Origin of the sequence: Pseudomonas sp. TWR1-1-3, from assembly GCF_049896805.1 — a bacterium.
GTDB lineage: Bacteria > Pseudomonadota > Gammaproteobacteria > Pseudomonadales > Pseudomonadaceae > Aquipseudomonas > Aquipseudomonas bubulae.
In genome coordinates this window covers 561,857-585,947 of sequence record NZ_JAFCUZ010000002.1, presented here as the reverse complement: position 1 = coordinate 585,947, position 24,091 = coordinate 561,857, and the positions used below count along the sequence as shown (strand labels likewise).

Sequence of the window (24,091 nt, the reverse complement as noted above, 5' to 3'; positions counted from 1 at the left end):
AGTGTGGTTCTCCGTTGCGTTTGAGGTGTTCCCGCGAGGGTGGGGTCTTTAAGGGACGAACCGACGCGGGAGTGAATCAGCTAAATAGGTGTTCGATCACAACCTTCAAGGTTGTTGTTGCAGTCCGTTTGTCAGAACGCACTTTGAATTTTCAGACCGCCAATCAGTGCGTCATCCAGCTGGCTGACGCCGCCCGGGTGGCGGATGTACTGCAGGTTCGGTCGAACGGTCAGCCAGTTGGTGACGTGGATGCCGTAGTACAGCTCGGCGCTGTATTCAGTGTCCTGGGGAGGCAGGTAGTCCGGGTTGTCGAAATCGTAGATGGCGCGGGCCTGGTTAGTGGCCTGGGCGTTCTTGCGATAAGCCGGGTTGACGTGAACGCGCGCCATGGCAAAGCCGATATCGTCCTTGGGACGGGCATCGAACACGCCTTTGTAGACGACGCCAGCCTGGACGTAGTTATCCACGGCATTGGTTTTCTTGTCGTGCATAGTGGCATTGGCAAACACACTCAAGCCCCTCGACTGGTCGCTGGCGCGGGTAGTGAGCTGTTGTTGCACGCCCAGCCACATCCCGTGTTTGCTTGAACTGCTGCGATACGCTTCACCGGTCAAGGCTGCTGGCTGGCCGTTGGCATCTTTGTAAGCATCTGTTGCCTTGGCATTACTGTAGTAGTAACCCGCGCGGTATTCCCCTGGCAGGCCATTAATTTTTGGCGTCCACACCAGTTCGATCGGCAGTACTGCGCCCTGGGTGCCGCTGCCGCTGAGCTTGAAGCCGTTGCCGCGATCCAGGTTGGACGGGTTTTGCTCATAGGCACCGACCTGTGCGTACAACTCGGGGGTCAGGTGATACTTGACCCGCAGGGCCCACTGGCTGACGGGCCAGTTGTACCAGATGCTGCCGGCCCAGTTGCCCACCTGTGAGCCGCAGAACGCCAGGTTCTGGAAATCGCAAGGGAACGAGTTGAAATCTTCGCCCTGACCAAAGCGGCCGACTTTGATGTCGAGCTTCTGGTCAAAGAATTTCTGCTGGTACCACATTTGCGTCAGGCGCGTGGTCTGGCCACGGCCCCAGACTTCCTGGGCCGAAGTGAAACCGCCCACCCGTGGATCGTTGATGCGGTCATTGCTGATGTTGTTGCCGCTGCGATGGGTGATGGTCAGCTGAAATTCAGCGTCGTCCCAGCCGAGGATCTTTTGCAGGTCCAGGTGCGTGCCCAGGCCGAACTGGTCGCTGTAGCGCGCCGTGCGGTCATGGTCATAGCCGCCGTGCAGGTTGGAGCCGACTTCGCCTACATAGTCGAGGGAAAAGGAGTAACCCTGCTTTTCCAGTTCGCTACGGGTACCACCCCAATCGCCGAGCATCCACTTGGAGTCAGCGTCAAAGGCGGGGGCCGCCTGCACGCAAGTAGCCAGGCCCAGAGCGGTAATGCCGCCGATCAAAGCCAGAGCTTTTTGCCCGGCAACAGGAAGCAGCGCGCTGTGTTTGCGCATATTCAGGAATGTGGACATAGGTCGAGATGCGAGTCTTTATAGGTATGGCTGTGGCAGTGGGTAGCGCTGTCTTTGAGGGCAGGGCTGACACTTCAGAGTTAAGGGCGGAATGAATCGTTTCAGCCCTTTATGCGGAAATGATAAAGCCCCGAAACGTTTAGAAACAGCACTTTAAGTGACATGGATCATTTCTGATTCAGTAACAGTGTGCTGCGACGGTTCGTCCCAGGGCTCTTTTGTCGCGCCCCGACTTGATTGGAGGCCGCGTATTTACTGCTGTGCAGCTTAGAACGTGGTGCGCAGGCCTACCTCGATACCGCGCCCCGGTGCGGGGGCGATGTCACGTAAAATAGAACTGGCATAACGCACGGTCTGGTTGGTCAGGTTGTCGCCTTTGACAAACGCCAGCCACTGGCTGCTGCCCACATCGAAGTGATAACCGGCACTGGCGCCCAGAGTGGTGTAGCCATCAGTGCCCGATTCGTTGGCCGGCACACGGCCCTGATTGCTGGCATGTTCGACGTCAACCCGCGCTTGCCAGCGGTCCATTTCCCACAGCAAGCCGCTGCTCAGGCGCAGCGGGGCAATCCGCGGCAAGGCTTCGCCGGTGTCGAGGTTGGTGGCGCGGGTGTAGTCGCCCGACAGTTCCAGTGCAAACTTGCCATAGGCACTTTCTCCGAGCTTCCAGTGATCCTTGGCCTCAAAGCCGGTGAAACGCGCCCTAACCCCGGAATAGGTGTATTCCGGAATGCCGTCGGCGTCTGGCTCGCCTTCGTCGTTCAGTGTACGACCTGTACCCAGCAGACCGATGTAATTGGAGAAGTGGCTGTAGAACACCCCGATGCTGCCATTGTGGGTGCCATTGTCGAAGCGCAGGGCCAGGTCGCTGGATACGGCTTTTTCCTTCGACAGATTGGCGTTACCTACTTCATAGGTGCCGGTAGCGACGTGGGCGCCATTGGCGTACAGCTCGTAGAACGTTGGTGCGCGTTCGGTGTAGCCCAGGGTGGCCGCCAGCGACCAGATCGGGGTGAGGGTGAACACGGCGCCTGAAGACAGGCTGCCCGCCGTGAAGCTCCTTGAACGGTCCGCCGCGGCAAAGCGCTCATTGCCCTTGGCGTCCGGGTCGACCACGGTGCGCTCAAGGCGCCCGCCGAGGCTCAGTTTGAGGCGCTCGGTGGCCTGCAGTTCTTCAAGCACAAACAGGGCGCCGCTGTTGGTGTCGGTTTGCGGTACGAAAGCTTCTTCACCAAGGGCCGAAAATTCGTTGCGATTGACCTGTGCGCCAATGACACCCTCAACCGGGCCGATCGGTACATGGCGGGCTTCAACGCGGGCTTCGTAGCCCTTGTTCTTGAACGTGGTGCCGACTTCGCCGCCCTCGATTTCGCGGTGCTCGTAATCGGTGTAGCCGGCATCTATTTTCAGCGAGCTGAACGGGCCTTGCAGGTTGCGGATTTCGGAGGCAAAGGCGTAGTGATCCTGCTTCATGCGGATGCGTACGTCCTGCTCGGCCGGTGAGCCGTAGTTGGCGTCGTAAGTGCTGTACGACAAGCCTGCGTAACCATCTTCCCAGGTGTAGGAACCGCCCACGGCACCGCCGTCCTGCCGGCCATTGCTGTTACCCAGACGGCCTTTTTTCTCGTCACCGTCTTCGCTTTCGGGGGCATGACGGCTGCGGGCATAGCCGGGGATTTTCAGGTCGTTGAACTCGCGGGCGTTGGCATCCAGATGCAGGGCGAAGGTGCCATCACCGGCTTCCAGCTTGCCCGCGCTGCTGCGGGTGGTGTCGGCACCGCCGTAGCGCAGTTCGCCTGCCCCGTGAATGCCGTCGATGGCGGTGGTGGGGATACGGTTGTCGAAGGTGTTGACCACGCCGCCGATGGCGTTGCCGCCGTACAACAGGGCGGCAGGGCCGCGAACAATTTCGATTCGTTCAACGTTGACCGGGTCCAGCGGTACCGCGTGGTCATAAGACAGCGATGAGGCATCCAGAGCGCCGACGCCGTTGCGCAAGATGCGAATACGGTCGCCATCCAGGCCGCGAATGATCGGTCGGCTAGCGCCCGGGCCGAAGTAGGACGAAGACACGCCGGGTTGTTTGTTGAGGGTTTCGCCCAGGCTGCCTTGCTGATTAAGGGTCAGGTCGTCGCCTTCCAGTACCGTTGTGGGTGAGGCCAGCTGGGTGTTGCCCAAGGGGTTGCCGGTAATGACTTGCTGGGGCAGATCGAGGGCGTAGGCCGGGGAGGCGAGCAGCAGTGCGGTGGCGAGCGGCGTTAGACGAAGGCGACGCAAGTGACGCGGGAGTGCAGGGGAGGACATTACAAGTTCCTTGGCAGGGTGACGAAAGAAAGCGGCGCTGAGCGCTCTTTGACTGGACAGGTATAGTTACAATATAACATCACTTTAATCTGTCAAAGCGGAACTTTCATTTCTGCCCCGGGACACGGCTAGACTGGTTGCTTGGCGAATGCACTTCCCCCTGAGCAGGTGCTCGGCTAAGGTGCGCGGCTTTCTCTCTTTTGCTTTAAAGGCCCGGCATGACTGAACCCAACAACAACCCATTGCACGGCGTGACGCTGGAACAGATCCTCACTGCGCTGGTGGCGCATTACCAGTGGCAGGGGCTGGCCGAGCGCATTGATATTCGCTGCTTCAAGAGCGACCCGAGTATCAAGTCGAGTTTGACGTTCCTGCGCAAAACCCCTTGGGCGCGGGAAAAGGTCGAAAAGCTCTATGTGAAATACGCCCGTACCAAGCGCGAGCTTTGACCGGCACATGAGTGCGTTGTCCAGGCACAGGCTCTGCCTGCTGCTGGCGATCCTGGGCTGGAGCGGCCTGGCGATTCAGCTTGAGCTGGTACTGTTCGCCCGCTGGCAGAGCGGTGCAAGTGTGGTGGGTGGGCTGGTGAGCTATTTCAGTTTTTTCACCATTTTGACCAACACCCTGGCCGCCAGCGTACTGACCTGTGCAGCCGATACCCCCCCGTCAAAAGCCAGGGCGTTTTTCTTGCAACCGTGGGTTAGCAGCGGCATTGCTGTCAGCATTATCGTGGTGGGAGCGGCGTATAGCCTGTTGCTGCGCCAACTCTGGCAGCCTGAAGGTCTGCAATGGCTAGCCAATGAAATATTGCATGACGTGATGCCGGTGCTGTTTACGCTGTACTGGTGGTTTTACGTGCCCAAGGGGTTATTGCGCGTGAGCCATATCGGACTCTGGATGCTGTATCCGCTGCTGTATTTCGCCTACATCCTGTTGCGTGGGCACCTGCTGGGTGTGTACCCGTATCCGTTTGTCGATGTCGAAAAACTGGGCTATTGGCAGACGTTTATCAATGCTGGCGGAATTCTGGCGGGGTTTGTGGCGGTGGCATTGGGGGTGGTGGCGGTGGATCGTCTCAGGGGGCGCAAGTACTTGTAGCAGTTGCCGAAGGAACGAGGCTGCGTTCGGCTGCGAAGCAGTCGTATACACTGAGAACCGGGGTTAACTGGCTCAGCGTGGTGTCTGATATTGCGACGACTACGTCGCCGAACCCAGCCACGTTCCTTCGGCAGCTGCTACGGGGTGTAGGAGCAATTACTCTTCGGTACTGCCATCCAGGCGCCAGTAGCCCACAGCCTTGACGAATTCTTCGTTCAGGCCATGGGTGTCCAGCAGCACTCGGCGCACTTTGCGCGACAGCGCGCTTTCGGTGGCCACCCAGGTGTACAGCGCACCTTCGGGGATGCTCAGTGCTTCGACGGTTTTAAGCAGGTCCTCGCCCGGTACATCACGGTGTACCCAGATCACTTCGACCGCTGCGGCGCTGTGCAGGGGTTGTTCTTCAAGCGCGTTTTCGACCTCGATCACCACCAGGGCACGGCGGTTGGCAGGCAGCTCTTCAAGGCGCCGGGCAATGGCCGGCAGCGCGGTTTCGTCACCGATCAGCAGGTAGCTGTCAAAGATGTCCGGTACTACCATCGAACCGCGCGGCCCGCCGATATGCAGATACTGCCCTGGCGTGGCGTGGGCGGCCCAAGTGGCTGCCGGGCCGTCACCGTGCAGGACAAAATCGATGTCCAGCTCAAAGGTGTTCAAGTCAAAACGGCGTGGGGTGTAGTCGCGCATCGGCGGCATGCCACCTTTTTGCCCGGCGCTCAGTTCCAGGGTTTCCAGCGCTGCCTGTTCTTCGGCGGTCTGCGGAAAAAACAGCTTTACATGGTCATCGCTGCCCAGGCTGACAAACCCCGCCAGCTGTGGGCCGCCAACGGTAATTCGGCGCATGCGCGGGGTCAGGTCGACCACGCGCAGCACTTCGAGTTTACGACGTTTGATTTCATGCATGACCCGGTGAATGGTCTGGGGTGTGGCAGCATTCATTCAGCGTTCTCCTGCGCAGGCTGGGCAGATACAGGGCCATCGACGATGGCTTTGGCGGTGTTGTTGAGCAAGTCGCGTACCCGCAGGATTTCTGCCGGGCTCCAGCGACCGTGGTGCATTTGCAGGGCATGGCGCAGGTTGTGCACCGCCTCGTGAATCTCGGCCGGGCGATCATGGCCGCGCAGTGAGCGCTTGCTGACGTCGATGCGCATCCGCACGCCATCGAGTGCTACCGCCTGATCGGTCAGGTACTGGCGACCGGCATCGGTCACGGTATAGCGTTTTTTTCCGCCTTCGGCGTCGCCCTGAATCAGCTCGCTCTCTTCAAGGAAGGTCAGCGTGGGGTAGATCACGCCAGGGCTGGGGCTGTAGGCACCGTCGAACAAACCTTCGATCTGGCGGATCAGGTCGTAGCCGTGGCAGGGCTGCTCGGCGATCAGCGCCAACAGCAATAATTTCAGATCGCCCGGGGCAAAAACCCGGGGGCCGCGGCCACCGCGTTCGCGACCGGGGCGTTTCTCGAAGCCGTCTTGACCCGCGCCATGTTCGCGGTGATGGGGATGATGGTCTCTCATTGTTTTTTCGCTCTCTCATTAAGTTAGACATAACTTAAGATATATCTTAAGAAATGTAAAAACCCAGTCGACGAACGGTAATGATTCTCAATGGGAGCGCTCCCACAGCTTGGCTATTTCGCTGCGGTGTGTACTGGCGCAGGTGCCAGGCACAAGGTGTTGGTGCCTGGTTGCAGATACGGCGTAAGGATCGGTGCCATGCCCTTGAGCACTTGCACCGGCAGTGCCGAGGTGAATTTGAAAGCCTCGGCCGAGCGTCCGGGAACGAACGCAGTCAAGGTGCCGAAGTGATGCTCGCCGATATAAAACACGAAGGTCGCCGTGCGATTGATCGACTTGGAGCTAAGGATACGTCCGCCAGCACCCATGCTTTCGATGCGGTTGTCGCCGGTGCCGGTCTTGCCGCCCATGGCCAGGGGTGTGCCGTCGTCGAGCTTGAAACTGCCCGATACCCGTCGCGCCGTACCGGCATCCACCACTTGCGACAGGGCTTCGCGCAGTGCCGTGGCTACTTCGCTGGGCATGACCCTTACGCCTGCGTCAGGGTCGTTGACCAGGCGGGTTTCATAGGGAGTATCTGCGGCGAAATGCAGGGTATCAATGCGTAATACCGGCAAACGTACGCCATCGTTAAGGATAATGCCCATCAGCTCGGAAAGTGCCGCCGGGCGATCCCCCGAACTGCCCAGTGCGGTGGCAAGAGACGGCACCAGGTGGTCGAAGGGGTAGCCGACTTTTTGCCAGCGCTGATGGATATCAAGGAAGGCTTCGATCTCCAGCATGGTGCGGATGCGGCTGTCGCGGGCGCTCTTGTGCCGGCTTTTAAACAGCCAGCTGTAAACTTCCTGACGCTCATGTTCGCTGGCGTCGACAGCTTGCTGGAAGGTGGCCTGCGGGTCATTGAGCAAATACCCCAGTAACCACAGATCCAGCGGGTGGACTTTGGCGATATAGCCCTGGTCAGGCAGGTTGTAAGCGCCGGGGCCATAGCCTTGGTACAACTTGTCCAGACGCTCGTCGGTGATCTTGTCGTTAGTCAGATGCGAGCGCACGAAGCGGTTGAAGGTAGCCTGATCGGCATGGGGGAACAGGTAACGATGCACTGCCGACATGCGAATGGCGGTGGGGTGCATGCTGTCCAGGAAGGTATCAAGGCGGGCCTTTGAGTCTTTCCCGCGGTATTTTTTCCAGAACTTGAGCATGAAGGTGGTGCCTTCGCGGTCGGCGAAACGACTGAGGTATTCCTGGCGCATCGGGTTGCTGTCGTCACTGAGCAGGTCCGCGTTATTGCTCGGCGACTGATAGCTGGTGTAGCGCACCACGTCGCGCATCAGGCGCACAAAGGGGAGGTTGATCGATTCACGGATCGAATCGCGCAGCGTCGCGATGCGGTTGTTGTCCTGGCTGCGAAAGTTGTGGAAGTGATGCATGCCGCCACCGGTAAAAAAGCCTTCGCCGGGGTTGGCCGAGTACTGACGGTTGAGTGCGGCATCCAGCATGGGTGTCAGTTGTGCTCCGGGGTTTTCGATCAGGTACGCCAGTGCCCAGCGGGTCAGCGGATCCTGGTGGGTGATGGGGATTTTTTTCAGCGTCGTGCCAGGCTGGCCGCCGTAACGGTCATGCAGCTCGGCAATGATCTGCAGATAGGTGGTCAACACCCGCAGTTTGGCGGTGGAGCCCAGTTCCAGTTTGCTGCCTTCATTTATATCGAAGGGCTGGTCGGTGCTGTCGGTCTGCACCCGGGCGCGGGCGCCGTCCGGCGTAAGTTCAAACAGGGTGAAGCTGTAGCGCACTTGCGCGGTACTGGTGGGCGTTAGCAGGTAGGGGCCGAGCAGGCCGATTTTGCCGGCAAATGCCGGGTTTGCCAGCTGGCGCAGGTAGTCACTGACCTGGCCCTGCAAGTCGCCCTGCAAGGTGCTGGTGGCAGACAGGTCCAGGCGGTCGAGGTCATACAGCGGGCGTTTGAGCAGCACCGAAAGGCGGCTGCGGGCTACGCTGATGCCCTTGTTGGTTTCATTGGGTTGCAGGGTTGGCGCCTGCGCCCAGTCGCGGTAAGTCACGCGGCTGGCCAGCGCGGCGGCGGTCAGGGCCGGGTCGATCACATTGTTCTGCGCCAGCAGGCGGATATGGCTGTCGGTCAGTTGCGCGAGCTCATCACGGCCCTTGGCCAGGTAGTGTGAGGGCCGACGTTGGGCGATCATCAGCGACAGCACTTCACGCAGGGCCAGGCCTCTTGATGCGAGGCTTTTTGGGTCAGTGGCGGTACTGCTCAGTTGCTGGTTGATCTGATTGAAATCGGCGCCGTACCACACCCGCAACCCTTCGGCCATGCCGTGAACCTCGCCGTGGCCAGGCACCGCCGACAGTGGCACGCTGTTGAGGTAATCACGCACCACCTTTTGCCGGGCTGGCAGGGTTTGCGGGCCGTTCTGATAGGCACGCACGCTGGCAGAAACCATCTGGCGCAATTTTTCGCCGCCTGAGAGCGTCAGCCCATCGGGAGAGTGCCGATACTTTTCCAGTTGCGTCGCCAGGGTACTGCCGCCCGCCGATTGCCCCGGCAAGTGCAGCAGTTTTGCAGCCTGGGAGTAGGCCGCCATGGCAAAGCGCGGCCAGTCCACGGCAGGGTTGGCCTGGGGTTCATCAGGGTTGAGCAGGTTGCGGTTTTCGATAAACAGCAAACTGTGAACCACCAGCGGGGGGATGCTTGCAAAGCTGGGATACAACTGCTGCGGGTACTTGTACTGATAAAGCGAACTGCCAGCGCAGTCGGTGATCGAGAGTCCGGTCTGAATTTTTTCTGAATAGGGTACGAAAAACCCTTTCTCGCTATAGCTCAAGAGCGCTGGTGAAAAGCGGCTTTGTTGAGTAATGACGTAATCACGTTTTTGAAGGCGTGCCAGAAAGTCGCCCAGTGCGCTGTAACCCAAGCGTTTATCGAAAGGGCCTGCGCCGGGATAAAGCATCGCGTTGCTGGGCCCTTCGTGCATCGAATAGCTGAGCGACGCAGCAAAACGGCTGAACTCGCGGGCTTGCAACTTGGAACTGCGCACCTCCTGGGCCATCACAAACCACAGCACAACCAGGACGGCCAGGACCCCAAGCCCGAGCACAAACCATCCATAACGCCTGGGCTCAGGAGGTTGTGGCGCAGGTGCGGCATCGTCCGTTACAGCTGATGACACCCTCGTCTTGCTGGAGTTGGAGTTCCACAGTACGCCCATAGTCGACAGATCCAGGTACGCATATTGGTTGCGCTTGATAGAAGCGTAGACGCTGGCAGATTCAGGTGAAAAATTTGTGAGGCTTATCTGGTGTTTCTATAGGCACGGTCTGCTGAATGGCTCTCATAAATCCAGGGTCGGGATGCATCCACAACGTGGCTTACCCATGTAAGTGCAGGAATAGAGCCTTTGCGGCAGGTAAATAGGTCCTAGGTAGGGGCATGACTGTGCACCAACGCTGTGCAATACTCGCCGCCGATCTCAGCAGGGCATTTCTCTTTTGACCTACCGACCTACAAGGTCCAGGCCGGTCAGGGGGGCAAGACAGGTAACCCGCCCGTCTTTTCGAAGGCTCTGTTGATGGATACCCAATAACAATACGAGGTTGTACTTTTATGCCAGTCGGCAACCACCAGCCCCACGTAGATAGCGTGCAGGGCGGTCCACTCAAACGCGAACTGGGCGAGCGCCACATTCGCCTGATGGCGCTTGGTGCCTGTATCGGCGTAGGCCTGTTCCTGGGCTCGGCCAAAGCAATCGAAATGGCCGGCCCGGCCATCATGCTGTCCTACATCATCGGCGGCCTGGCCATTTTGGTGATCATGCGTGCACTGGGCGAAATGGCCGTGCACAACCCGGTAGCCGGTTCGTTCAGCCGCTACGCGCAGGACTACCTCGGCCCGTTGGCCGGGTTTCTGACCGGCTGGAACTACTGGTTCCTGTGGCTGGTGACCTGTGTCGCGGAAATCACCGCCGTGGCGGTGTACATGGGCATCTGGTTCCCCGATGTACCGCGCTGGATCTGGGCCCTGGCGGCGCTGATCAGCATGGGCTCGATCAACCTGATCGCGGTCAAGGCGTTTGGCGAGTTCGAGTTCTGGTTTGCCCTGATCAAGATCGTCACCATCATTGCGATGGTCTTCGGCGGTATCGGCATTATCGCGTTCGGCTTCGGCAATAACGGAGTCGCTCTGGGTATTTCCAACCTCTGGGCTCACGGTGGTTTTTTGCCCAACGGGATCCAGGGCGTATTGATGTCCTTGCAGATGGTGATGTTCGCCTACCTGGGCGTCGAGATGATCGGCCTGACTGCCGGCGAAGCCAAGAACCCGCAAAAGACCATTCCGAGTGCGATTGGCTCGGTGTTCTGGCGCATTCTGCTGTTCTACGTCGGCGCACTGTTCGTGATTCTGTCCATCTACCCATGGAACGAAATCGGCACCTCGGGCAGCCCGTTTGTAATGACCTTTGAACGTCTGGGCATCAAGACGGCAGCAGGCATTATCAACTTTGTGGTGATTACTGCGGCATTGTCGTCGTGCAACGGCGGCATTTTCAGCACCGGTCGCATGCTCTACAGCCTGGCGCAAAACGGCCAGGCCCCGGCCAACTTCGCCACCACTGCGAAAAACGGTGTGCCGCGTCAGGCGTTGCTGCTGTCGATTGCCGTGCTGCTGCTGGGGGTTGTGCTCAACTATATGGCGCCGGAGAAGGTGTTTGTCTGGGTGACGGCCATTGCCACCTTTGGCGCAATCTGGACCTGGTTGATGATCCTGCTGGCGCAACTGCGCTTCCGCAAGAGCCTGAGCCCGCAGGAAGCGGCAGCCCTGAAGTACCGTATGTGGTTGTACCCGTACAGCTCTTACGCGGCATTGGGGTTCTTGTTTATGGTGGTCGGGTTGATGGCCTACTTCGAAGAAACCCGAATCGCACTGTTTGTAGGCCCAGCCTTCCTGATCCTGCTGACCGTGCTGTTCTATGTGTTCAAGCTGCAGCCTACGCAGCGCACGCAGACCCACTGACAATGGAGAAGCGGGCTTGCTCGCGATAAAAGCACCTCGGTTGGTCAGACCAACCGCGGCGTTCCCATCGCGAGCAAGCCCGCTCCCACAACAGCTTTCGCTACTTGCGGTTCAGACGCTTGTTCCAGTCCAGCCAGGCCGCCAGCACGGCCATGATCCCCACGCCCATCAGGGCGCTGAATACCTTTACGACAAACCCGTCACCGCCCAGCGCATTGAGCATGTCAGCCAACGGCGCCAGGATCACTCCCAGACAGAACACTTCCAGCGAATAGCGGCCCATGCGGCATGCCTGGCGGGCCAACCGGTTATTCAGCCAGTTGCCGTGGGGCACCACTTTGGCCGCCACATAAGCCAGGGCCAGAAAATGCAGCAGGCGTACCGGTGAAAGGTTGGTCTTGCTGATCGGGTACAGGTACTCGCCCAGCCAGAGCGGCATGAGCGCATCGTGAAACTGCGGCCATCGCCATGACAGTGCCAGCAGGCCGGTCACCAGCAGATAGAGTACTGCTCCCAAAAACACCGGTTGACGCGACAGGGGACGGTTTTGCGCAGCCTTGGGTTGCTGCCCGTGGATCGCCGCTGCACCGCCCAGAATAAACAGAAACTGCCAGGCCATAGGGTTGAAAAACCACACGCCGCCTTCCTGAGCCGCGAGGTTCCACACCGGCGCCAGCAAGTACAGGGCCAGGGACGCGGCAACCACATAGCCTGCCTTGCGCAGCAGCATCGGCAGCACCAGCGGCAAACCCAGCAACAGCACGATATACAGCGGCAGCGGGTCCATCAGGTTGGGTTTGAAGCGCAGCAGCAGTTCGTCGGTGAGGGCCTGTTGCGGATTGCTCAGGAAGTACTGCAGGCCCATTTCCTGCACCAGGTCACGGGTTTCGACATGGTTGTTGGCAAAAAACACGATGCCCATCAGCACCGCCAGCAGGAAGATATGCACCACATACAGCACCCAGGCGCGGCGCAGGATCTTCACGCTGGCGACCAACAAACCGTCACGTTGAGCGATTTTGCCGTAGGCCAGCACGGCGGCATAACCGGCCAGAAATACAAAAATCTCCGCAGCATCGCTGAAGCCGAAATTGCGCACCGTAAATTCGGCCAGCGGGTTGTGCGGGATGTGGTCCCAAAAAATAAAAATCAGCGCCAGCCCGCGAAAAAAATCGATGCGGTGGTCGCGTCCGTTCAGCGTCACGGCGAGTACTCAAACAAAGGGTTTAATTAAGACCGACGGGCGCAGCGGAGGTTGCGCGCCGCGTATCGGCGGCGCGCAGGGTGATGGTATTACGGGTTAAATGCAAAGGTTGGATATTACTGAATGTCTCGAGCTACTGCTCGAACACACCCGCCAGCGCCTTATTTCAGCGCGGCCTGCTGGTGGGCCGTCAGGCCGCCGCTATTTCGTTGGCCTCAAAGCTGTCCGAACGGGCCATTTGCCACATGCGCGAATAGAACTCGCCATTGACCTCGCCGGTGAGCAGTTCGCCGGGCTTGAGGAACACATGCAACTGTGAGAACAGTTTGATTTCGGTGGCGGACATGCGTCGTACCAGGTGCTTGGCCTTGAGCTGCGCCGGATGCTCCAGGCCAGCCGCAGCCAGCATTTCGGCCAGGGCCTTGAGGGTGTTCTGGTGGAACTGCACAACCCGTTGGGCCTTGTCCGGCACTACAAGCGCTCGCTGGCGCAAGGTGTCCTGGGTGGCCACGCCGGTGGGGCACTTGTTGGTATGGCAACTCTGCGACTGAATGCAGCCAATGGCAAACATGAAGCCTCGCGCCGAGTTGGCCCAGTCGGCACCGATGGCCAGCACGCTGGCAATATCGAATGCGCTGACAATCTTGCCGCTGGCGCCGAGCTTGATCTTGTCACGCAGGTTCAGGCCCACCAGGGTGTTGTGTACGAACAACAAGCCTTCGCGCAGCGGTGCGCCAATATGGTCGGTGAATTCTACGGGCGCCGCGCCGGTGCCGCCTTCCTTGCCATCAATCACGATAAAGTCCGGCAGGATACCGGTTTCCAGCATGGCCTTGGCAATGCCCATAAATTCCCACGGGTGACCCAGGCAAAACTTGAAGCCTACGGGCTTGCCGCCGGACAGCTCACGCAACTGCGCGATAAATTGCATCAGCTCGATAGGCGTTGAAAAGGCGCTGTGGCGCGAAGGCGAGATGCAGTCTTCACCCATGGGCACACCGCGGGTTTCGGCGATTTCCGCGGTCACTTTATGCTTGGGCAGGATACCGCCATGGCCTGGTTTGGCGCCCTGGCTCATTTTGATTTCGATCATCCGCACTTGTGGCGTGCGAGCCTGGGCGGCAAAACGCTCAGGGTCGAAACGCCCGTCCGAAGTGCGGCAACCGAAGTAGCCACTGCCCAGTTCCCAGGTCAGGTCACCACCATGCTCACGGTGATAGGAACTGATACTGCCTTCACCCGTGTCGTGGGCAAAGTTACCGAGCTTGGCACCTTGATTGAGGGCGCGGATGGCGTTGGCGCTCAGCGAGCCAAAGCTCATGGCTGAAATATTGAAGATCGACGCCGAGTACGGCTGGCTGCATTGCGGGCCGCCCACCACGATGCGAAAGCTGCTGGGGTCGGTCAACGGGGCCGGGCGCATGGAGTGGCCGATAAATTCAAAGCCGGGCTGGTAAACGTCAACCAGAGTGCCGAAAGGCTTGTCGGCACTCTCATTCTTGGCTCGTGAGTACACCAACGAACGTTGCGCCCGTGAGAAGGGCAGCGCATCGCTGTCAGATTCCAGCAGGTATTGGCGAATCTCTGGGCGGATGGCTTCCACCAGATAGCGAATATTGCCCAGGATCGGGTAGTTGCGACGCACGGCGTGGGGGCTTTGCAGCAAATCGAAAATCCCCAGCAGGCTCAAGGCCAGTGTCACGGCCGTGAAGGGCCACAGCCACTCATGGTGCATAAAGGGCAGGCTGGCGAGGGTGAAGATGACGCAGAATGCAAAAAACGCATAACGGCTTAACAGTGACAGGCTCATACGGTTTCCTGTTTCAGGCTGGTCTGTTCCGCCGGGCGGCGATGCCTGGCGTGGTCAAGAACAGAAAAAGGACAATAGAACCCTCTCTTTGAGTCGGAGGTTTGCTGGGGGGAGTGTTGGTCATCTATCAAGCAAATGCCAACTCCCTATCAGATTATTCATTGAACGGGATTTCATCTGTGGCAGCATCCCGACCAAAGTCGGGCACTTCATACAGAAGGCTCGGGTAAAAGTGACATCTATGTATTTTCAGAGGCGTTGGGTCGTGCAATCCTTCTTGACCTTACTGTTTTGTTGGCCGAATTCCGTGACCTCATTTGAACCCGCAACCTCCAGAATCATTCGTATTGCCGCTGCCGTAGTGATTGGCCTCGATGGGCGGACCCTGCTGGTGCGCAAGCGCGGCACCCAGGCCTTTATGCAACCCGGCGGCAAGATCGATGCCGGTGAGCAGCCGGTCGACGCCCTGGCCCGTGAGCTGGAAGAGGAGCTGGCTTTGGTGATCGACCCGGCCAGCGCGACCTGGCTGGGCCATTCTGCTGCCCCTGCGGTCAACGAACCGGGTTTTGAGGTACAGGCCGAGCTGTTCCTGGTGCATATCAGTCAGCCCGTGGTGGCAGCGGCAGAAATTGAAGAAGTGCAGTGGATCGACCCCGAGGGCGATGGCGGCCTGGTACTGGCGCCGTTGACCCGGGATCTGGTCCTGCCGTTTTATCGCAATGCCTTGCAGTCCCGGACGGCCTGATGATTCCAGCCCATGAATTGCTGATTTTTGCTGCGGCCTGCCTGCTGTTGGTGCTGACGCCAGGGCCGAACATGATCTACCTGATCTCGCGCTCCATCTGCCAGGGGCGCAAGGCAGGCGTCACATCGTTGCTCGGGGTGGTGGCGGGTTTTTTCGTGCACATGTTTGCCGCCGCTGCGGGTTTGACGGCGGTATTTATGGCTGTACCGATGGCCTATGAGGCACTCAAGTGGGCGGGCGCCCTGTATCTGCTGTGGATGGCCTGGCAAGCTGTACGCCCGGGTGCCAGCTCACCGTTCGAAGCCCGGGACCTGGCGCCGGATGCCATGCCGAAGCTACTGACGATGGGCTTTATGACCAGCGTACTCAACCCCAAGGTGGCGGTGTTCTATCTGTCGGTTTTCCCGCAATTCATCAACCCGGAACACGGTTCGATGTTCACTCAGAGTATTGTATTGGGCCTGACTCAAATCAGCGTCAGCTTCACGGTTAACCTGCTGATCGCGCTGTTTGCCAGCGGTATTGCCGTGTGGTTTGTACGCAACCCGCTATGGCTGGCCGTGCAGCGCTATGTGATGGGCGGTGTGCTGGCCGCACTGGCGGTGAGGCTGATGCTGGAACAACGTAAAACCGTATGACCTGGACCCGTAATGGCTATAGAACTGCTTGAACCCGCAAACGCCAAGGCTTATCGCCAACTGATGCTTGAGGCTTATGCGCAGCACCCCGAGGCTTTTGTATCCTCCATAACCCAACGTGAGAAGTTACCGCTGAGCTGGTGGGAAGCAAAACTGGACGATGAACTGAGCGCCCTGTTCGGTGCTTTTGTCGATTCCCGACTGGTGGGCATTGTCGGCCTGGCATTCGAACCCTGGGAAGATGCCCGGCACAAGACCACGTTGTTTGGTTTGTATGTGTCGCAGGCTTTTCGTGGGCAAGGGCTGGGGGAGCATCTGGTGCAGGCGGTGGTTTCACTGGCTGAGCAAGAGCCCGAAACCAAGGTGATCGAACTGACGGTCAGCGCTAACAGCGATGCTGCACTGGCGTTGTACCAGCGCTGCGGTTTTGCACAGTCTGGGCTGGAAGACTGCGCAATTCGGGTGGGGGAGGCCTATTACGACCGGGTGCATATGCGCCGGTTGGTCAATATAGAAGAGAGCTGACCGGGCTCTGGGTGGGAGCGGGCAAGCCCGCTCCCAAACTGCCTTGCCGTTGTCAGCGAACCGCACTCACTCCATCCAGCGTCGAAAATGACGTGTCCTTGGCTGTCAGCAAAAAGTCGCGCATATAAGGTGCATCCAGCATGTCGGCGCGAATCGCGGCGTAGAGTGTCGCAAACAGGCCTTTCTCGCCCAGGCGTTTGGCCTTCACATAACCCCGTGAGCTGTATTCATGCAGCGCCCAGTGCGGCATCCCGCAGACTCCCCGGCCGCTGGCTACCAGCTGCATCATCATCACTGTCAGCTCCGAGGTGCGAACCTGCGCAGGTTCTACATCGGCCGGCTCCAGGAAGCGGGTAAAGATGTCGAGGCGATCGCGCTCCACCGGGTAAGTGATCAGAATTTCGCTGCTCAAATCCTCAGGCACGATAAATGGCTTGCTGGCCAATGGATGCTGATTGGCCACTGCTAGCATGGCTTCATAGGTAAATAGCGGCACATAGGTCAGCCCGGCGATTTCCTGCGGGTCGGACGTGACTACCAGATCCAGATCGCCCCGGGCCAGTGCCGGCAATGGTGCGAAGGCAAAACCCGATGCCAGATCCAGCTCGACCTCGGGCCAGGCATCGCGGAACTGGTCAATGGTCGGCATCAACCACTGGAAGCAGCTGTGGCATTCAATCGCCATATGCAGACGACCGGCCGTTCCGCCAACCAGACGTGCGATATCGCGCTCGGCACCGCGCAGCAGGGGCAGCATGGCATCGGCCAGTTGCAGCAGGCGCAAGCCGCCGCTGGTGAAGCGAACCGGTTTGGTTTTGCGCACAAAGAGGGGCATGCCCATGCGCTCTTCAAGCTCTTTGAACTGGTGGGATAAAGCGGACTGGGTCAGGTGCAGGCGTTCGGCTGCTTCGACCAGACTGTCTGACTCGCGCAACGCGTGCAGGGTTTTGAGGTGACGAATTTCCAGCACAGTGGCTCCATGAGTAACTTTGATGATCAACACGAAAACGTTGAGTTTGTCTCATGTTGTGGCGGGTGTCGATAATAGTGCCATTACTTACACGAAGGAATGTTGTTATGGCCCTGGCACACAATCTTGGTTTCCCCCGCATCGGCGCAGACCGCGAGCTGAAAAAAGCACTCGAAGCCTACTGGAAGGGTGATATTGACCAGGCCGCGCTGAAAGACGTTGGCCGCCAATTGCGTGCCACCCACTGGCAGTTGCAAAAAGACGCAGGCATCGATTTGTTGCCGGTCGGTGACTTTGCCTGGTACGACCAGGTGCTGACCCACTCATTGACGTTCGGCGTGATCCCCCCGCGTTTTTCCAGCACCCTGGACGAGCAGCGCCAGCCAACCCTGGATACCCTGTTTGGCATGGCTCGCGGTGCCAGTCAGAGCTGCTGCGGTGCTGAGCACGGCAAAGGCCAGTATGCCCAGGAACTGACCAAATGGTTCGATACCAACTACCACTATCTGGTACCAGAATTCAGTCAGGACCAGCGCTTTGATCTGAGCTGGAACGAGCTGTTTGAAGAAACGGCAGAAGCACAGGCGCTGGGCCATAAGGTCAAACCCGTGATCATTGGCCCGTTGACCTACTTGTGGCTGGGCAAGGCCAAAGGCAACGAATTCAACAAGCTCGACCTGCTGGAAAACCTGCTGCCGGTTTACGCTCAAATCCTGTCCCGCCTGGCTGAGCAGGGCGTGGAATGGGTACAGATCGACGAGCCGATCCTGTCGCTCGACCTGCCACAGGAATGGAAAAACGCCTTTGAACGCGCGTATCACATTCTTCAATACTCGCCACTCAAGAAGCTGGTTGCCACCTACTTCAGCGGCCTGGAAGACAACCTCGGCCTGGCGGTTGGCCTGCCGGTGGATGGCCTGCACGTGGATCTGGTGCGTGCTCCCGACCAGTTGCATGCCATTCTGGACCGCCTGCCGACTTACAAAGTGTTGTCCCTGGGCCTGGTCAATGGCCGCAACGTGTGGCGCTGCGATCTGGAAAACGCCCTGGCGCAACTGCAGGAAGCCGAAGAGCGTTTTGGCGATAACCTGTGGGTAGCCGGTTCCTGCTCGCTGTTGCACAGCCCGGTGGATCTGGACCGCGAAACCAAACTGGATGCCGAGCTGAAAAGCTGGTTAGCCTTCGCCAAGCAAAAGTGCGCTGAAATTGCAGTGCTGCGTGATGCGCTGAATATCCCGCAAGACCCCAAGGTACAAGAAGCCCTGGCCCAAAGTCGCGCCGTACACCAAAGCCGGGCCAGCTCGCCACGTATTCACAAGGCCGCCGTACAAGCCCGTATTGCAGCGATCACCGACGCCGACAGCCAGCGCCAGTCACCCTTTGCTGCACGGATCGAAGTGCAGCGTGCCCGCTTGAATCTGCCGGCATTCCCGACCACCACCATCGGCTCGTTCCCGCAGACTGCTTCGATTCGTCTGGCGCGTCAGTCTTACAAACAAGGCAAGTTGTCGACCAGCGAATACACCGACGCGATGCACAGCGAAATCCGCAACGCTGTACTGGTCCAGGAACGTTTGGGTCTGGACGTACTGGTACACGGCGAGGCCGAGCGCAATGACATGGTCGAGTATTTCGCCGAGCAACTGGACGGCTATGTGTTCACCCAATACGGCTGGGTACAGAGCTACGGTTCACGTTGCGTAAAACCGGCCATCATCTTCGGCGACCTGAGCCGCCCGCAGGCCATGACCGTTGAGTGGATCAAATACGCTCAGGGCCTGACCGACAAGGTGATGAAAGGCATGCTGACAGGCCCGGTGACCATGCTGATGTGGTCCTTCCCCCGCGAAGACGTATCGCGCAAAGTACAGGCGCAACAACTGGCTCTGGCGATCCGCGATGAAGTGGTGGATCTGGAACAGGCAGGGATCAAAATCGTGCAGATCGACGAAGCCGCGTTCCGTGAAGGTTTGCCGTTGCGCCGTGCACAGTGGCAGGAATACCTGGACTGGGCGGTGGAAGCCTTCCGTCTGTGTGCCTCGGGTGTGGGGGATGAAACCCAGATCCACACCCATATGTGCTACAGCGAGTTCAATGATGTGATCAAGTCGATTGCCGCGATGGACGCGGACGTGATCACCATCGAAACCTCGCGCTCGGACATGGAACTGCTTGATGCATTTGAAGCGTTCGACTATCCGAACGACATCGGCCCGGGTGTGTATGACATCCACTCGCCACGGGTGCCGGAAACGGCCGAGATGATCAAGTTACTGAGCAAGGCAGCGCAGCGTATTCCCGCTGAGCGGCTATGGGTCAACCCCGACTGCGGCCTTAAAACCCGGGCCTGGGCCGAGACTGAGGCGGCACTGATCAACATGGTCGCGGCAGCACGGCAACTACGCTTGCAAGCCGCTTGAGATCAATAGCCCCTCTCCCTCCGGGTGAGGGGCTTTGAGGTGTTACCTGACAATTTTATCGACATGAATATCCAGCTTTTTCAGGCGGTACCAGAAACTGCGCTCGGATATGCCGATTAACTGCGCCGCCGCAGCCTGTACGCCATTGGCCTGTTGCAGGGCACTTAGAATGTAGGCTTTTTCGACTTCGGCCAAGGCGGCTTCCAGGTCGGGGGGCACGCTTGGTCCGGGGGCAAGCAAGGCACTGCTCTGGCCGGGTTGGGCACTGAACAGGTAGGGCGGCAGGTCACTGTCCTGGATAGTGCTGCTATTGGCCACAATGGTGGCGCGCTCCACGCAGTTTTGCAGTTCGCGAATATTGCCCGGCCAACTGTACTGGGCCATCGCCTGCAAGGCGCTGGGGCTGAAACCGGTGATGCGTTTGCCTGCGGTAGCACCCAGGTTATGGGCAAAGTGCCGCGCCAGCGAGGCGATGTCTTCAACGCGTTCGCGCAACGCGGGCAGCGGAATCGGGAAGACGTTCAGGCGGTAATACAAGTCTTCGCGAAACTCCTTGTTGGCTACGGCTTGCAGCAGGTTTTTGTTGGTCGCGGCGATGACCCGCACATCCACCTTGCGCTCTCGCGGATCCCCCACTGGCTCGATCACCCGTTCTTGCAGCGCCCGCAGGATTTTTGCCTGCAAGGCCAGGGGCATATCGCCCACTTCATCGAGAAACAGGGTGCCCTTGTCGGCCTGCATAAAGCGCCCGACCCTGTCTGCTACGGCGCCGGTAAACGCGCCTTTGCGGTGGCCGAACATCTCGCTTTCAAGCAGCCCCTCAGGAATCGCCGCACAGTTGACCGCGACAAAGGGTTTGTCGGCGCGGCTGCCGTGTTTGTGGATGGCGCGGGCGACCATCTCTTTGCCGGTACCGCTTTCGCCAGTCAGCAGGATCGTGGCGTTGCTCTCGCGTACCGAGTCGATGGCCTGCAGCACCCGGCGAAAGCTTGGGCTGTCGCCAATCAGGCTGTCGATGTGCTGGTGCTCGTCCAGCTCGGCGCGCATGCGCGCGTTGTCGCGCAAAATGTCGCGAAACTGCAGGGCTTTGCTGACCGTAATATCCAGCTCGTCGATATCAAAGGGCTTGGCGATGTAATCGTAGGCGCCGTTACGTATGGACTGTACGGCGTTTTTTACCGTGCTGTAGGCGGTCATTACAATCACTGGCAGGTTCGGGTAACGCTGTTTGATCTCGGCCAGTAACTGCGGGCCGTCCATGCCGGGCATGCGCCAGTCGCTGATCACCAGGTCGATATCTTCCTGCTCCAGAACTTCAAGTGCCTGCAGGCCGTTGCTGGCAGTGAAGACCTGAATCCGGTTCTGGCTCAGTGCCGAGCTGAGCAAGTCGCAGAGTTTGGGCTCATCGTCGACCACCAGCACGTTATGACTCATGTTTCATCCCCTCCGTGGGCCGGAATGTACAGGTTGAAGGTGGCACCGACGTCTTTCTCGCTGATGCATTCTATGCGTCCGTCGTGGCTGTCCATGATGGAGAACACTTTGGCCAGGCCCAGCCCCGTGCCTGAGGCTTTGGTCGTCACAAAGGGCGTGAAAATACGCTCAAGCATATCGGGTGCGATTCCTTCTCCGGTATCAGCAATGCCTATTACTGTGTAGTCCTCTTCGCGGGAAATGCGTACGGTCAGGCATCCGCCCTCAGGCATGGCGTCGATGGCGTTGATGATCAGGTTCAGGCACGCCTGTTTGAGTTGTCCGGCATCGGCGTACAGGGTCGCACCGGGCGCCTGATCGTCGATGTGGGCATCAATAGTGTGGCTTTCCAGCTCCGGTTTGCAGAAACCCAGAATGTCTTCGACCAGAGGCCGCGCCAGCTGCGGCGCACGCACGGGGGCGCTGGGCTTGGCGAATTCGAGAAACTCGGTGATCAGGTCGTTGATGCGGGTCACCTCGCTGACCACGTACTCCAGATGGCGCTTGTCGGTTTCACCCAGATCGGCCCGGCGGTGCAACAGTTGGGTCGCGGTTTTGATAATGCCCAGCGGATTGCGGATTTCGTGGGCCAGGCCCATAGCCACCTCGCCCAGGGCATGCAGGCGGTCGCGGCGACGCAATTGGGCTTCGAGATGATGCAGCTCGCCCAGTCGTGCGGTCATATGGTTGAAGGTGCTGCTCAGCTCGGCCAGTTCGTCGTTGCCCGACACCGCCACGCGTTGGTTGTAGTCCCCGGCAGTGACGGCGCGTACCCCTTCGGAGAGGTCGCGCAACGGCCGGGTAAGGCGTTCGGAAACCAGCCAGCCGACGGTCAGCGACAGTACCGAGCCGACCAGGAAGATCAACGCGAACAGGTTGCTCTGGTTGACCAGCCCCACCAGGCTGCTATGGCGCAGCAGGCCACTGTAGATCACCCCTTGCAGCTCACCGGTGTCGTTAAGGATGGGCCAGTACAAGCCGCTGTAGCGGCTGGTGAATTGTTCGCTGGGCTGACGGGTTTCCCGCAGGGTTTGTTCGATGGCGCCGGGCACCATCAGCTGGCGGTCTTCGAAACGCTGGCTGGAGAATATCTCGGCAAAGCCTGCCGTATTGGACAGGTACAAACGCAAGTCGAGGGAGTGCACGTCGGCCACGCTGGTCAGAAAGCTGCTGTCCATATAGGTAGCCACCAGCAGCTGATAGTTCACTCCATCCTGGCTGGTGGCAAAGGTCGAGACTACGGTGCCGGTTGGCACACCGCCGACATTGATAGTTTGCAGTACAGCGTTGGGGCTCAGGCTGATCTGGTCGACAATGGTGTCGCTGGCGGTACTGAAAATCACTTTGTGGTCGCTGTCACGGATCAGCGCGACCACGTCTATGCCCATGGCTTCGGCGATATCGGCAGTCAGCCGGTCATGGCGGATGGCCTTGCTGGAGGACGGCGGGTGGGCGTGTTGGAGAAGCAGCTTGGCGGCGCGGGCGTTGTCCGCGAGGATTTCGCTGATCTCGTCCTTGACGATTTTGGTCGACTCCTGCAGCCAGACCCGTACGTTACTGTCGAAAATCTGCGACAGGGTGGTCGCTGCCAGTTCGGCAGCAATCATGGTCGGGATCACGCTGACCAGCCAGAACGCCAGCACCAGTTTGCGCTGTACGGTCCAGCGCGACACTTTGAAGGGTTGTGGCTGGCGCGGTGTTTTGGGCGTGGTGGGCATTAGTACTCGCTTATCGCAGCCGCCAGTGCCGGGTCGTGGCGGTCAGGGCGAATGAACAGTTTGACCAGTTTGAGTGCGTTATTGATCAGCCAGTTGCGATGCCGGAAAAACAGCGTATTGCTTTGAAAGGTGCAGCCCAGACGAATCTTGCTCGCGTAGCCGGCCTGACCGCATTCGTACAGGGCAATATTGTGACGTATGCAGTAATCGACATTCACCAGCCAACTCCTGAAGTACAGATTGTAGTCACGGGTGAGCTCAAGGTCGTGACCAAAAAACTTGTCGATCAGACGGTGTTCGTCAATCAACACCAGATTGAACGCCACCAGTTGATCGTCGAGCCAGTACAAAACGCACACTGCCCGGTCGCCGAGTTGTTGGAGGATACCGGTGAAATAGGTCGCTGGTAAGCGCTCCAGTTGCAGATCACTGCGCGCCAGGCTGGCCTCGTACAGGCGCATGATTTCAGGCAAGACGTCGTCAATTGCGTTGCGCCATTCCACCCGTGGGCCAGGCGTACGCAGTTTGCGGCGCATGTCTTTGCGGGTGGACTTGCCCAGCGAGCCAAGGTAGCCGTCCACTGACCCAAAGGGCACGGGCAGCGTCGCGCTGGGCAAGCCGGGCATGGCCTGAAAGTCCGCCGCCTTGCAACTGTGCGCCCAGTCAGCGTCATGGCTGGGGACGTCCTTGACGGCAATCAGGCCGATACCCAGGCGGGCTGCATCGGTCTGGGCCAGGGTCAGCAACCGGGCGAGCAGGGCAGGGCGCTGCGCCGCCTGTACATGACTGGCCGTTCCCGCACTGCATTGTTCGGTCACCGGTGAGCCGATGGCGTAAAGCTTTAGCTGCACCAACCCCGGGAGTGCGCGATTGAGTTTTTCGGTAAAGCGTTTGCCGATGCCCTGGACCGTGGTGTCGAGGCGATAGCACGTGGTGAACGCAGTCGCTGCGGCAATCAGGGTGGAACCTTCGAACAGCGTCAGGTAACGCCATGCAAAGCCTTCAATCCCGGCTTTTTCGACGGCCATAATGTAATCCCAATCCTCCAGGGCATCTGGAAAACAGTCATTCCAGGCTTCACGGTCGATTGCCTGAATGGATGAAAAGACTTGGGCTGTAATCATGGGGCGTC

18 protein-coding genes are annotated in these 24,091 nt (G+C 59.1%); 7 read left to right on the top strand and 11 right to left on the bottom strand.

Annotated elements, in window-relative coordinates:
* Positions 1-131 precede the first annotated feature (131 nt).
* The gene (locus tag ACP7BE_RS10200) at positions 132-1,496 is read right to left on the bottom strand and encodes a carbohydrate porin (RefSeq protein WP_095001628.1); all 1,365 of its coding nucleotides are present in this window, start codon (positions 1,494-1,496) and stop codon (positions 132-134) included.
* A 285-nt stretch (positions 1,497-1,781) separates the two neighbouring features.
* A complete protein-coding gene (locus ACP7BE_RS10195; protein ID WP_095001434.1) occupies positions 1,782-3,818 on the bottom strand; it encodes a TonB-dependent receptor in 2,037 nt (678 codons plus the stop codon).
* Positions 3,819-4,036: 218 nt separating this feature from the next.
* Here ACP7BE_RS10195 and ACP7BE_RS10190 point away from each other — a divergent pair, with 218 nt between their 5' ends.
* Entirely contained in the window at positions 4,037-4,267 is a 231-nt protein-coding gene (locus tag ACP7BE_RS10190) for a VF530 family DNA-binding protein (protein ID WP_095001433.1), read from the top strand.
* A gap of 7 nt (positions 4,268-4,274) precedes the next feature.
* Positions 4,275-4,916, top strand: coding sequence for a Pr6Pr family membrane protein (locus ACP7BE_RS10185; protein WP_095018356.1), 642 nt, complete (start codon positions 4,275-4,277; stop codon positions 4,914-4,916).
* A gap of 156 nt (positions 4,917-5,072) precedes the next feature.
* Here the strand turns inward: ACP7BE_RS10185 and ACP7BE_RS10180 are convergent, their stop codons facing one another.
* From ACP7BE_RS10180 to ACP7BE_RS10170, 3 genes are all read right to left on the bottom strand, one after another.
* Complete coding sequence (locus tag ACP7BE_RS10180; protein WP_426105728.1) at positions 5,073-5,855, bottom strand: siderophore-interacting protein; 783 nt, start codon at positions 5,853-5,855, stop codon at positions 5,073-5,075.
* Positions 5,852-6,430 carry a PadR family transcriptional regulator gene (locus tag ACP7BE_RS10175; RefSeq protein ID WP_095001430.1) on the bottom strand — a complete coding sequence of 193 codons (579 nt, stop codon included), beginning with the start codon at positions 6,428-6,430 and terminating at the stop codon, positions 5,852-5,854. Before ACP7BE_RS10175 ends, ACP7BE_RS10180 begins: the two co-directional genes overlap by 4 nt.
* 113 nt (positions 6,431-6,543) lie before the next feature.
* Positions 6,544-9,654, bottom strand: coding sequence for a transglycosylase domain-containing protein (locus ACP7BE_RS10170; RefSeq protein WP_426105726.1), 3,111 nt, complete (start codon positions 9,652-9,654; stop codon positions 6,544-6,546).
* Positions 9,655-10,049: 395 nt separating this feature from the next.
* On the opposite strand from ACP7BE_RS10170, the gene ACP7BE_RS10165 reads away from it, so the two are divergent.
* The gene (locus tag ACP7BE_RS10165) at positions 10,050-11,456 is read left to right on the top strand and encodes an amino acid permease (RefSeq protein ID WP_095024189.1); all 1,407 of its coding nucleotides are present in this window, start codon (positions 10,050-10,052) and stop codon (positions 11,454-11,456) included.
* 100 nt (positions 11,457-11,556) lie between these two features.
* On the opposite strand, the gene ACP7BE_RS10160 is transcribed toward ACP7BE_RS10165, so the two are convergent.
* The gene (locus tag ACP7BE_RS10160) at positions 11,557-12,660 is read right to left on the bottom strand and encodes an OpgC domain-containing protein (RefSeq protein ID WP_133144827.1); all 1,104 of its coding nucleotides are present in this window, start codon (positions 12,658-12,660) and stop codon (positions 11,557-11,559) included.
* Positions 12,661-12,850: 190 nt separating this feature from the next.
* Complete coding sequence (locus ACP7BE_RS10155) at positions 12,851-14,470, bottom strand: FMN-binding glutamate synthase family protein (RefSeq protein WP_150629132.1); 1,620 nt, start codon at positions 14,468-14,470, stop codon at positions 12,851-12,853.
* Between the two features lie 307 nt (positions 14,471-14,777).
* On the opposite strand from ACP7BE_RS10155, the gene ACP7BE_RS10150 reads away from it, so the two are divergent.
* The 3 genes from ACP7BE_RS10150 to ACP7BE_RS10140 are packed head-to-tail and all read left to right on the top strand — an operon-like array spanning position 14,778 to position 16,378.
* Positions 14,778-15,215, top strand: a complete 438-nt coding sequence (locus ACP7BE_RS10150; RefSeq protein ID WP_426105723.1) for an NUDIX hydrolase — start codon at positions 14,778-14,780, stop codon at positions 15,213-15,215.
* On the top strand, positions 15,215-15,853 hold the full coding sequence (locus ACP7BE_RS10145; protein WP_095001425.1) for a LysE family translocator: 639 nt from the start codon (positions 15,215-15,217) through the stop codon (positions 15,851-15,853). The genes ACP7BE_RS10150 and ACP7BE_RS10145 overlap by 1 nt, the downstream gene beginning before the upstream one ends.
* A gap of 12 nt (positions 15,854-15,865) precedes the next feature.
* The gene (locus ACP7BE_RS10140; RefSeq protein ID WP_095019472.1) at positions 15,866-16,378 is read left to right on the top strand and encodes a GNAT family N-acetyltransferase; all 513 of its coding nucleotides are present in this window, start codon (positions 15,866-15,868) and stop codon (positions 16,376-16,378) included.
* A 52-nt stretch (positions 16,379-16,430) separates the two neighbouring features.
* Here ACP7BE_RS10140 and metR read toward each other — a convergent pair whose 3' ends face one another.
* The gene (gene metR / locus ACP7BE_RS10135; RefSeq protein WP_095001423.1) at positions 16,431-17,348 is read right to left on the bottom strand and encodes a transcriptional regulator MetR; all 918 of its coding nucleotides are present in this window, start codon (positions 17,346-17,348) and stop codon (positions 16,431-16,433) included.
* A 107-nt stretch (positions 17,349-17,455) separates the two neighbouring features.
* On the opposite strand from metR, the gene metE reads away from it, so the two are divergent.
* A complete protein-coding gene (gene metE / locus ACP7BE_RS10130) occupies positions 17,456-19,768 on the top strand; it encodes a 5-methyltetrahydropteroyltriglutamate--homocysteine S-methyltransferase (RefSeq protein ID WP_426105720.1) in 2,313 nt (770 codons plus the stop codon).
* Between the two features lie 42 nt (positions 19,769-19,810).
* On the opposite strand, the gene ACP7BE_RS10125 is transcribed toward metE, so the two are convergent.
* From ACP7BE_RS10125 to ACP7BE_RS10115, 3 genes are read right to left on the bottom strand one after another with little or no spacing between them, the layout of a single operon-like run.
* Positions 19,811-21,202 (bottom strand): sigma-54-dependent transcriptional regulator, encoded by a 1,392-nt coding sequence (locus tag ACP7BE_RS10125; RefSeq protein WP_338660614.1) that lies wholly within the window; start codon positions 21,200-21,202, stop codon positions 19,811-19,813.
* Complete coding sequence (locus tag ACP7BE_RS10120) at positions 21,199-22,959, bottom strand: sensor histidine kinase (RefSeq protein WP_095001420.1); 1,761 nt, start codon at positions 22,957-22,959, stop codon at positions 21,199-21,201. Before ACP7BE_RS10120 ends, ACP7BE_RS10125 begins: the two co-directional genes overlap by 4 nt.
* Positions 22,959-24,083, bottom strand: coding sequence for a GNAT family N-acetyltransferase (locus ACP7BE_RS10115; protein ID WP_095019470.1), 1,125 nt, complete (start codon positions 24,081-24,083; stop codon positions 22,959-22,961). Before ACP7BE_RS10115 ends, ACP7BE_RS10120 begins: the two co-directional genes overlap by 1 nt.
* Positions 24,084-24,091 lie beyond the last annotated feature (8 nt).